This window comes from Microcystis sp. LE19-10.1B (genome assembly GCF_027530565.1).
Classification (GTDB): domain Bacteria; phylum Cyanobacteriota; class Cyanobacteriia; order Cyanobacteriales; family Microcystaceae; genus Microcystis; species Microcystis aeruginosa.
Genome location: NZ_JAPZQM010000483.1, coordinates 1 through 10,604 on the forward strand (window position 1 = coordinate 1; position 10,604 = coordinate 10,604).

At 40.7% G+C, this 10,604-nt stretch carries 9 protein-coding genes; 7 read left to right on the plus strand and 2 right to left on the minus strand.

Translation table 11 applies throughout. The features are described 5' to 3' along the window. Positions 1-7 precede the first annotated feature (7 nt). Positions 8-1,012: a helix-turn-helix domain-containing protein gene (locus tag O9332_RS17375; protein ID WP_288026609.1), complete on the minus strand. Its 1,005-nt coding sequence runs from the start codon at positions 1,010-1,012 to the stop codon at positions 8-10. A 202-nt stretch (positions 1,013-1,214) separates the two neighbouring features. Between O9332_RS17375 and O9332_RS17380 the strand changes: the two genes are divergently transcribed. The 4 genes from O9332_RS17380 (at position 1,215) to O9332_RS17395 (ending at position 5,581) form a co-directional block, all read left to right on the plus strand. Next, the gene (locus O9332_RS17380) at positions 1,215-1,610 is read left to right on the plus strand and encodes a hypothetical protein (protein ID WP_288026610.1); all 396 of its coding nucleotides are present in this window, start codon (positions 1,215-1,217) and stop codon (positions 1,608-1,610) included. 183 nt (positions 1,611-1,793) lie between these two features. Continuing rightward, complete coding sequence (locus O9332_RS17385) at positions 1,794-1,934, plus strand: hypothetical protein (protein ID WP_190722516.1); 141 nt, start codon at positions 1,794-1,796, stop codon at positions 1,932-1,934. A gap of 78 nt (positions 1,935-2,012) precedes the next feature. Then, a complete protein-coding gene (locus O9332_RS17390) occupies positions 2,013-2,627 on the plus strand; it encodes a Uma2 family endonuclease (RefSeq protein ID WP_288026611.1) in 615 nt (204 codons plus the stop codon). Between the two features lie 203 nt (positions 2,628-2,830). After that, complete coding sequence (locus tag O9332_RS17395; protein ID WP_288026612.1) at positions 2,831-5,581, plus strand: glycerol-3-phosphate acyltransferase; 2,751 nt, start codon at positions 2,831-2,833, stop codon at positions 5,579-5,581. Positions 5,582-6,280: 699 nt separating this feature from the next. Here O9332_RS17395 and O9332_RS17400 read toward each other — a convergent pair. Then, complete coding sequence (locus O9332_RS17400; RefSeq protein ID WP_288026613.1) at positions 6,281-8,437, minus strand: putative PEP-binding protein; 2,157 nt, start codon at positions 8,435-8,437, stop codon at positions 6,281-6,283. A 328-nt stretch (positions 8,438-8,765) separates the two neighbouring features. Here O9332_RS17400 and O9332_RS17405 point away from each other — a divergent pair, with 328 nt between their 5' ends. The 3 genes from O9332_RS17405 (at position 8,766) to O9332_RS17415 (ending at position 10,269) form a co-directional block, all read left to right on the plus strand. Further along, positions 8,766-9,461 (plus strand): response regulator transcription factor, encoded by a 696-nt coding sequence (locus O9332_RS17405; protein WP_002757839.1) that lies wholly within the window; start codon positions 8,766-8,768, stop codon positions 9,459-9,461. Positions 9,462-9,637: 176 nt separating this feature from the next. After that, entirely contained in the window at positions 9,638-9,850 is a 213-nt protein-coding gene (locus O9332_RS17410; RefSeq protein WP_193956921.1) for a hypothetical protein, read from the plus strand. A 20-nt stretch (positions 9,851-9,870) separates the two neighbouring features. Further along, the gene (locus O9332_RS17415; protein WP_002757842.1) at positions 9,871-10,269 is read left to right on the plus strand and encodes a helix-turn-helix domain-containing protein; all 399 of its coding nucleotides are present in this window, start codon (positions 9,871-9,873) and stop codon (positions 10,267-10,269) included. Positions 10,270-10,604: the final 335 nt, after the last annotated feature.

The following is a 10,604-nucleotide window of genomic DNA, read 5'->3' on the forward strand; positions in this document are numbered from 1 at the left end:
TATTTTTTTAGGTTTCAGAGGGAAAGTAACCAAACAGTTTTTTATAATCAGAGGCCAGATATCCTCGGTGAAAAAAACCTAATTCTTCAGCAATTTCATAAATTAATTTTGTCTGATTATTTTGGTTAAGAGATTGATGTAAAGCATTAAGACGAAGCAATTTAAAATAATTGTAAGGAGACATTTGATAGAAGTCTTTAAATATATATTCTAAGGTGCGTTGACTTACTTTTAATTCTTGACAAATCGCTGGAATAGTCAGATCAGAACGCAGATTTTTTCTCATCATTTCTTCTGCTTTTTTGAGAATAGAGGTGCGTCTGATAGTGTTTTTAGGAGTTTTAATATCTTTGGTTACTGCTAAAGTCAAAAGAAAATCTTTGACAATTTCTTCTTTTAATTTTTGCTTGAAAAAATTTAATCTTAATGCTTTTCTTTGCCCAGATATTTGTTGACGATCTAAATTAAATAGCATTCGATAAAGTTGATGACAAGATTGTTGGAGATGACGAATTTTTTCCGATGGGCAAATCACAACAGAAGAAGCGGAAGAATTTAAAAACTTTTTCGCTTCTGGTAGCTCTAAATTTTGGCACAATTGTTGCAGATAATTATCATGAACGTAAAGCTGAAAACGATTGGAAAAGGGATGTTGAAAAATGGAAATTTCTGATTTAGGGGGGACAATCCCAAGATAGTTATTTTCTACTGAGTACAAATTTTGGAAGAAGACGGAATTCACCCGAATAGGAATCGCAAAAACCCACATTTTAGAATGGACTACTCCCACAACATTTATTAAACAATTACGTTGCGATAATTCTAACATCACTTCATCGATGATGATCCTTGAAAGATACCCTTCAAAATGATCACCACTGAGTTGTAAAGCATCTCCGTTGACAAATTCTCGATTCTGAAAATAGCGAGAAAAGTCACAAAAATATTCACTTTTAAAGGTTAATTCCTGAGAATTAATTAAAATATCGGTTTTACTGTCAAAAATAAACATCTATATATAACTATTTGGTTATTGAGTAAAATCAAAATTTTTTTTGCCCATCAATTTAAAAACTTGCGTTTTTTGGATCATCTTAGCATAGAGGACTGAGTAGTATGAGTTACAGCAGAGTTGATTTGTTAATTTTGTCCATCAGTGTAATTCCAGTTAAATCTCTCACTTTTTTCCGTTATCGATTACCAAGGAGATTTCGATGGCTAAACAATATATGCCCCTTGAAGATTGCTCTGGGGCTGCGGTAGTGGGTGGAGAAATTCCTCAATTACGTCCCCCGGCATTTTCTGATAACTCAAAATATACCACATTTACCTATACCTATTATCCAGAGGGATTGGAAATTTCCGATAGCTATATCTCTTATCCAGGAGAATCAGAAATTTCCGAAGCCCTTGCCAGGGAAATCACTACGTTCGCCGTTCCCCCGACAAATTATCCAGAGGGATTGGAAATTTCCGATAGCTATATCTATTATCCAGGAGGATCGGAAATTTCCGAAGCTGTTGTTCCTAATATTAGCACTCGTCTCTTCTATGCGCTCAAAGCAATCATAGCATTTTTCATCAGAATGAGCCATGGGCAAGGGGCTTAAACCCTTTGTTGGCAAAACTTGTCGATACCTCAGTAACGTGAAAAGCGCTATAACTACACATCTAAGCCGCCGACATCGTCTTCATCATCAGGAGGGGCTGTAACATTCAGCGTTAATCAAGGAGACCCGATCATAAACTTACTAGGCGGCTCCGGTGGTAAAGAATTTTATGAGGGTGTAATATTGCCAAATGGAGATCTAAAAACTAACTGGCAACTGACTCCTTTTATGAACCTCGCCGTCGTTACCAATTATATTTTTGGTTTCGTCCTCATCGTTTTTGGCAGCAATAGTGCGATCGCAGATTGTGTAGAGAGTTTGTAGGGTGGGCAATGCCCACCTTACTTCAAGGTAAAATAGAGCTAAGGAAGTTAGTAGAGAGAGAATGCTATTTTGCCAGCTATGAGCCAAACTTTACCTAAAACTGTTAATTTCGAGGAATTCGTCCTTTGGCTGCCTGAAAATTCGGGAGTGCGTTATGAGCTACACAAGGGAAATATTATTGAAATGGCACAACCCGCAGGAGAACACGAGGAAATCAAAGGATTTTTAACTGTTAAACTCAGTGGAATAATTGATAGACTGGGTCTTCCTTATTTAATTCCTAACCAAGCGATTGTCAGACCTGCTGGTAAAAATTCTGGTTATTTTCCCGATGTATTAGTGCTAAATCGAACCAAGCTCGCTCAGGAAAAATTATGGAAAAAAGAATCAATCCTTAGGGATGGTGCATCTATCCCTCTGATCATTGAAGTGGTATCGACTAACTGGCGTGATGATTACTACTTAAAATTTGCTGATTATGAAGAAATGGGTATTCCTGAATATTGGATTGTCGATTATGCAGCCTTGGGTGGACGTAATTTTCTCGGCACTCCTAAACAACCGACCATCTCTGTTTGTTGCTTAGTTGAGGAAGAATATCAAATTCGGCAATTTCGAGACAGCGATCACCTAATTTCCCAGACTTTCACGGAATTAAATCTCACTGTCAATCAGATTTTCTTAAGTCTGTAGGGTGTGCATCGTCCACCTTACTCTTTTCGTTTTTTTATTCAGTTTGAGTGGTTGATTTTGCCGCTTAAAATCCGCAATTATTGCCTTTATTTGCTCCATCTGCTTGGGTTTTAAGCCATTAAGCTCAATTTATATTATCGCTTTCGTGTTCATGTTCTCAAGGTCGTTACTAAGACAAGATCGTAAACTAAGACGAATTTTAAATGATAGAAATTTGGGGATCCCTATTTATTTTTTTAGTCTGTCCCATCATCGGGGGACTGCCTCTAATTGATTGGATAAATTATCTAGTAACTGGACGTAAATTATCACAATTAGGTACTGGTAATATCGGTGTAACTGCCGCTTTTTACCATGGGGGTAAATTAGTGGGAATTTTGGCGGTAATTTCGGAAGCATCCAAGGGAATTATCGTTATTTTCCTAACCCGTTTATTTTTTCCCACCGGCTCCACTTGGGAATTATTAGCTTTAATTGCCTTAGTCGTGGGGCGCTATTGGTTAGGAAAAGGTGCAGGAACTACTAATGTTTTCTGGGGATTAATCGTTCACGATTTTGCCGCCGTTTTTCTCACCTCAATTATCAGTGGGATTAGCTTTACTATTTTTCGAGAAAAATCTACGGGTAGATTGGTAGGATTATTTTTATTAGCTTTAATTCTCACCTTGCGCCGTCCCCACGATTCAGGTTATATTATAACTGCCATTGCTTTAGCCTGTTTATTAGGGGCAATTTTTCAAAAAATAGCCGACGATTTAGACTTACCCGAAGCAAGTGTTAACAATGAATCAAAAACTATGTTTCGTTTTTTTCGTGGAGATCGATCGATCCAAACTCTTGATGACAATCTGGTAGCTTCAAAAGTGGGACAAAAAGCCGCCACTTTAGCCGATCTTAAGCGTGCCGGTTATCCCATTCCTAGGGGTTGGATTTTACCCCCAGGGGATGATCCACAACCGTTAATAGAATCTCTTAATCCTGATATTAATCATCCCTTAGTCGTGCGCTCTTCCGCTATTGGAGAAGATAGTGAAACCGCTTCATCTGCGGGACAATATACCACAATTCTTAACGTTGTTGATCAAGAAAATTTAGCGGCGGCGATTTTAAGTTGCCAAACCTCCTATAATAGTCCTAATGCTGTTAATTATCGACTCGATCGAGGTCAAGAAAACACGGCCATGGCTGTGTTAATTCAAGAACAAATTCGAGGAGTTTTTTCGGGAGTTGCCTTCAGTCGCGATCCGATTAATCCTCTCAGTTTAGATGTGGTTATTGAAGCTTTACCCGGAGATGCCACCAGAGTTGTATCGGGAAGAATCACCCCCGAAAGTTATCGAGTTAATTTAGAAGAAAATATCATTATCGGAGCGGGAGATATTCCCCCGGCTATTATTCAACAGGTAGCTAATCTTTGTCGGCAATTAGAAAACCTTGATCATGGCATTCCCCAAGATATAGAATGGACTCATGACGGACGAAAATTATGGTTATTACAGTGCCGTCCTATCACTAATTTACAGCCAATTTGGACAAGAAAAATCGCAGCTGAAGTTATCCCCGGTGTGATTCGTCCTTTGCCTTGGTCAATTAATCGTCCTTTAACCTGTGGAGTTTGGGGAGATATTTTCCGGTTAGTTTTAGACAAAAAAGCCCTCGATTTGGACTTCAATGAAACAGCGACTTTACACTATCAAAGAGCCTATTTTAATGCTTCTTTGTTAGGAACAATTTTCCGTCGCATGGGATTACCTCCAGAAAGCTTAGAATTCCTGACCAAAGGGGCAAAGTTTACCAAACCACCGTTAACGGCAACTTTGGCTAATTCCCCTGGTTTATTAAAACTTTTAGGACGGGAATTACAGTTAGAAAAAGACTTTAGCCAAGATCAAAAAAACTATTTTATCCCGACGCTCAAAAAAATTAACGCTACTGCCCCAGAAGCTTTATCTTCAGGGGAGATTTTAGAGCAAATTGAGGAGATTTTAACCGTCTTAAAAAAAGCCACCTATTATAGTATTCTTGCCCCTCTTAGCTTCGCTTTGCGTCGCAGTATTTCGCAAGTACCTTTTGAGAGATTGGATAACTCCCAAGCACCAGAAATAGCCTCAATGCGATCGCTATCTGAACTGAGAAAAAATACGCTCGATCGAGATTTTGACTCGGCTTTTTCCCTCTGGTTAGAAACCTACGGTTATTTAAGCGAAGTGGGGACTGATATTTCCATACCGAGATGGCGAGAAAATCCCCAAGAGCTGCTACAACTCCCCTTAGATAGTCCGGGTAATAATAGCCATAAAAAAGTTAAATCTTCCCATACTGTCCAAAAAAGATTAAATATCAAAAACCAAGTGACTGAAATTTACTCCCGTCTTTTAGCTCACCTACGCTGGCATTTTCTCGCTTTAGAAACCCTCTGGTTACAGCAGCAAATATTATCGGAGACGGGAGATATATTTTATCTAAATTACTCAGAAGTTACCCAGTTGGGTCAGAATAATAAAATCGCCAATCTTAAGCAGATTATCCGTCAGCGTCGCCAACAATTCCAAGAAAACTCTCAATTAACCGATATTCCCTACATCGTTTATGGACAACCACCGAAAAGAGAATTTTTAGTTTCAAATTTAACTGCCAAAAAACGCTTACAGGGAATTGCCGCTAGTGGGGGGACAGTGGAGGGACGAATCAAAATTATGCCCAGCTTACAAAATCTAGAAATTGCCCCTAATACTATTCTCGTTATTCCCTATACTGACTCAGGATGGTCGCCTTTATTATCCCAGGCTGTGGGAATTATTGCCGAGGTGGGGGGACAATTATCCCATGGTGCTATTATTGCCAGAGAATACGGAATTCCCGCGGTTATGGATGTGCATAATGCCATGAAATTGTTAAAAGATGGTCAATTAATTCGTCTCGATGGCAGTCAAGGAATTATTGAAATTCTCTAGGCATTAGGGGACAGGGTGTGGGGTGTGGGGTGTAGGGTGTAGGGTGTAGGGTGTAGGGTGTGGGGTGTGGGGTGTGGGGTGTAGGGTGTGGGGTGTGGGGAGAATAAATAAAATAATCTCCTGACTCCTGACTTCTGACTCCTGACTCCTGACTCGGAGACTCCTAACCCAATGGTAGATGTTGGATTTTTGCAGAAGTTCTATTTTTCGACAAAGATAAGCAAAAATTATCTATGAACTCCAAAAACTTGAGAATATTTAAATTAACATTTCGCAATATTTACAAATTCTTAAGAATTAATTGAGAAAGATTTTTATTTAACAACGATGTTACAATGGTTACAGCGATTTTACTGAATTTCATAGTGGGGTATTTTATGCTTTTTTGGGCAGCAACGGTTGAAACCCTTGCCACACCTAGAAGGTAATCCTCATTAAGACAGGTAAATCAGTCAATTTCACCCACAACGATGATCTTTTTTTTGTGTAGTTTTATTGCAAAAAAAAAGTTTTTTTGACAAAAAGCACAAAGTATGAATTAGGAAGTGGGGTAGTGGGGTAGTGGGGAAGTGGGTTGATGGGGTAGTGGGGTAGTGAGGTAGTGGGGAAGTTAAGCTAAACGGCTTTTACTTCGGATCACCGATATAGACTCCAAAAGGGTTATAGCTGTTGGATCATGCAGGTTAAGCGCCGTTTAGCTTATCTGCTATTTTCCAATAAAAATCTTCTTTCGGCGCGAACAATTGCCTCTCTAGTGGCTAAAACTGCTTCTGTATCCACCGAAAGAGAAGTCACACCCCAAGCAATCAGATCATCGATAAGTTCAGGATACTGGACGATAGCCATGCCACAAACGGAACAGGGAATCTGTAAAACTTTTGCTTGAGTGATAATTTGTTTTAAAGCTGCCCTGACTGCGGGATGACGGGCGTTAAAATATTCTGAGAAATGTTCTCGATCGCTACCTAAAAGTAATTGAGTTAAATCATTAGTACCAATAGCGATTAACTGTACCCCCGCTTGCACATAATCCGCTAATTGAAAGATTACCCCCGGTACTTCCACCATTATCCCCAATTGGAAAGAAGGGAATTGAGTGAGTAAAGCCGATTGTACCCGTTGCCGGCAGAAAATAAATTCCTCAACCCCGCGGACAAAGGGAAGCAGTAAATTAATATTGGTGGCGCTGGTGGTTTGTACCCGTCGTAAAGCTTGCAATTCCAGATCGAATAGAGTCGGATCTAATATATAACCATGGGTTCCCCGACTGTCTTGAGCCGAATGTTGAGCATCAAAAGAACGGTAAAATAAAGGCTTAGGTTGGATACTAAGGGCAAATTGTGCGATTAAATCACTTAATCTCTCGATCAATGCTTCTTGATGCTCTGGTGTTAACCATTCTTCTAGATTACGCTGAGAAAGTAAGTCTAAAATCATCCATTCTGAGCGCAATAAACCGATCCCATCAATAGGCAGTTCTCGGATTCCGGCAATACTTTCAGTTTGACTGAGATTAACCATCAAACGGGTAGCAATTGCCGTCCCGTCGGTTTCTCTGGGGGGTGGTGGGGGCAAGGAAATCTGTTCCTGAGATGCTAGAGAAATAATTCCCCTCGTACCATCTACTAAAATTATCTCGCCTGAGCGGATAATTTCTGTGGCATTTTTCACCCCGACAACGGCAGGAATGGCTAATTCCCGGGCTAAAATGGCTCCATGGCTAGTTAATCCCCCCTGTTCCGTGATCATTGCCCGAATTTGGCGTAAATGGGGCAGTTTTTTCGGAGGTAAATTAGTAGTAACCAGAATGCAATCCTGAAAATTTGCCTCTGGGGAGTCGAAATTGCTGATCACTTTTGCCACTCCCGATGCCAACCCCGGGGATGCCCCTAATCCTCTTAAGGGATAATTGGAGGTAGTGGGGGTGATTTCCTGACTGTGACAGTTAAGAATATAAATTTGACCATCCAGCATCATCAGCCATTCTATGCTGGTTAACGTCGGTTTTTCCGTCAGCAGAAATTGAACCAGTTGACAAAGGCGATCGAGGGCGAAATTATCTAAACAGTAGCTTTCTTGTAAACTGGGTGCTAATAATTGTGGCGCGAGCAGATTACTGTCACTATTGAGATAATAAGCGCGGGATTTATTGCCTAATTGCCGACTGCGTAATTGACCGGAGCGATCGATAATGTAGGTATCCGGTGCCACTTCTCCATTAACTAAACTGTGTCCTAACCCCCAAACTGCCTGAATTTTCCAGTTATCGTCATTAATCAACACATTTCCCGCACAATTGGCCGGTAATAACGGTTGTACCAGTAAAGATAATTGAATGTTTTCTAAACCAATTCCCATTTTTCGCCAATAAAATAGACTTCTGGCGGTGAATAACTCCGCCCAAGCTTGTTTTAGGGCATTTTCTAGATTATCTGCTTTAATTCCACTGATTGGGGCGGAAAATAAACCGAGCGTTCGCCGAGCCAGATTAGCTGGTAGGGAAAAGCGCCATACTAGGCTATCCATGGATAATTGTGCCACGGCCGCCTCTAGTTGTTCTAACCAGAGAGGAGGAATTTGCGCTTGTAAAATGGCCCGCCGACTTTCTTTGGCGACTAATTGCAGAGCTTTTGCGTTATCTACGTCTAAATAGAGGGAAGATTGCGGAAAATCAGTCAGAAACGAGTCAGCATTGTCGATAGTTTCCAAAAATTCCGCAAAAATGCGGTTAAAAATGGCAAATCCCCTGATAATTGGGTATCCTCGCTGGTGTAATTCACTGGCAATAAAAGCTTTTTCCCCCACCAGGGGGCGATCAGAAGCACTAATGCGATCGAGCCAGCAGAGAATGGTCACGGGATTTGTTAAGAATGGTGAAAGGATTGTAAAATCATTGTGTGATTTTTGTAACTTTTTAGTTCTATCTGCTAGTTTAACTCACCGTCACTATCTTGAGGATGATCTGGGAAGTGGGGAAGTGGGGAAGTGGGGTGTAGGGTGTAGGGTGTGGGGTGTAGGGTGTGGGGCGTAGGGTGTGGGAAGAATAAATAAAAATAATCTCCTGTCTCCTGACTCCTATCTCCTGACTCCTATCTCCTGTCTCCTGACTACTGACTCCTGACGACCGGCTCCTGATAGCTGATAAGATAGGATTCGGACAATATTCGATCGCTGCGAGAAATTGATGGACACACCTGCGAAAGTTTTGTTAGTGGATGACGAACCGGGGGTTCGTGAATCTGTGCAAGCATATCTACAGTACGGGGATGACTTCGAGGTAAAAACTGCTAGTAATGCTAACGAAGCCTGGGATTTACTCAATCAAGAAATTCCGGAATTAGTCATCTCCGACATTATGATGCCGCAGGTGGATGGCTATCAGTTTCTGAAGAAATTGCGCGAAGATGCTCGTTTTCAGACAATTCCCGTGGTTTTTCTCACTGCTAGGGGGATGACGAGCGATCGCATTCAGGGTTATAATGCCGGTTGTGATGCTTATTTATCCAAGCCTTTCGATCCCGAAGAATTAGAAGCATTAATCAAGTCTTTAATCGAGCGCCGTCGTCAATCCTTGCAAGCCACCAGCGAAAACGCTAGATTAGAAGAAATTGCCCGAGATATCCGGGAATTAAAACAGCAGGTGGGACAACAGAACACTTTTACTACTACTCCCCCCCCGATTAAAATTGACCTTACCCCCCGGGAACAAAGCGTTTTAGATTTAGTAGCGGAGGGATTGATGAATAAAGAAATTGCCAGTCGTCTAGAAACCAGCGTCAGAAACGTAGAAAAATACGTCAGTCGCTTATTTAGCAAGACTGGTACTAATAGTCGCACGGAATTGGTACGTTTTGCCCTAAAACACGGTTTAACCAGTTAATATAGCAGCTAAGGACAAAGTAGCGGACGGGAGTAGTTTATTAGCTGACGATGACAAGCAACTGAATTACCGATGGAAAACGTTTCATCAGTTCATCGTATGGCTTCTGGCGTTGAAACAAATTTTGTTTTAGAGCTAACCTTCGAGCAAGAGCAGAATGGGAGGATATATCAACCATGTTAAGCACTGATCTAGAGATAAGACTAGCAGCTTTAGAAGCTGAAGTAGCACTGCTTAAGCGTTTGCTACCTACTGTCAGCGAAACTCCCTGGTGGGAAAAAATTGTCGGCACTTTTGCTGATGATCCGGCTTACGAAGAGGCAATGCAGTTTGGTCAAGAGTACCGTCAGTCCCTAAAACCGTTAGCCGAGGAAGCATCCGAATCCTGAAATGTATCTCCTTGACACCGATGACCCTTACTTTTAATCCAGAAAAATACAAAGAATTACTAGCTCGCCATTTACCTAAAGTTATTAAAACAGAGGCAGAAAATGAAAAAGCTTTGGCTATTGTGGAAGAATTAATGCACCGTCAGCAGCGAACTCCCGAAGAAGATGAACTTTATGAGCTTCTAATTTTTTTAATTGGGAATTTTGAAAAAAGCTTTTATCTACAGGAATCAACCACACCTCATTCTATGTTATTGTTTTTGATGGAACAGCAAAGCGTTAATAAGAAAGACATAGCCAGAATCCTTGGCTCTGACAAAATTGCCTCTAGTTTAATTGAAGGAAAAGGGTCAATTACCAAAGAACAGGCGAAATTATTAGGACATTTCTTTAATGTAGATTATAGTTTGTTGATGTAGATGCGATACCCTCTAGCTTGTCGGTTGAGTTGAGCGCTTTAATACTTAGGAGAAAACTGCTCGATTCAATAATTTGAGCCAAAACCCAATATTTTTAAAGACATCGGTGCAGTTTCCCGCAAGTATCGCTCATTTTCGATAGACAAAAGTTATTGCTGTCACCCCCAACACAAGTTTACTGTCCCACTCGCCAAATTTTGGGCTCTTCGGGACTTGGTATGGTTCGATAGGGGGGCATAAATCGACTCAATCCTTATCTGGCAAGAGATTTAATTGATTAGTTCGCTTCAGATCGCAAACAATTGACAAAAATCGCCAAATGTCTTTCTCTATAA

Coding starts and splice junctions, on each gene's coding strand:
- O9332_RS17375 (WP_288026609.1), bottom strand. CDS start 1,012: ATGTTTATTTTTGACAGTAAAACCGATATTTTAATTAATTCTCAGGAA.
- O9332_RS17380 (WP_288026610.1), top strand. CDS start 1,215: ATGGCTAAACAATATATGCCCCTTGAAGATTGCTCTGGGGCTGCGGTA.
- O9332_RS17390 (WP_288026611.1), top strand. CDS start 2,013: ATGAGCCAAACTTTACCTAAAACTGTTAATTTCGAGGAATTCGTCCTT.
- O9332_RS17395 (WP_288026612.1), top strand. CDS start 2,831: ATGATAGAAATTTGGGGATCCCTATTTATTTTTTTAGTCTGTCCCATC.
- O9332_RS17405 (WP_002757839.1), top strand. CDS start 8,766: ATGGACACACCTGCGAAAGTTTTGTTAGTGGATGACGAACCGGGGGTT.
- O9332_RS17410 (WP_193956921.1), top strand. CDS start 9,638: ATGTTAAGCACTGATCTAGAGATAAGACTAGCAGCTTTAGAAGCTGAA.
- O9332_RS17415 (WP_002757842.1), top strand. CDS start 9,871: ATGACCCTTACTTTTAATCCAGAAAAATACAAAGAATTACTAGCTCGC.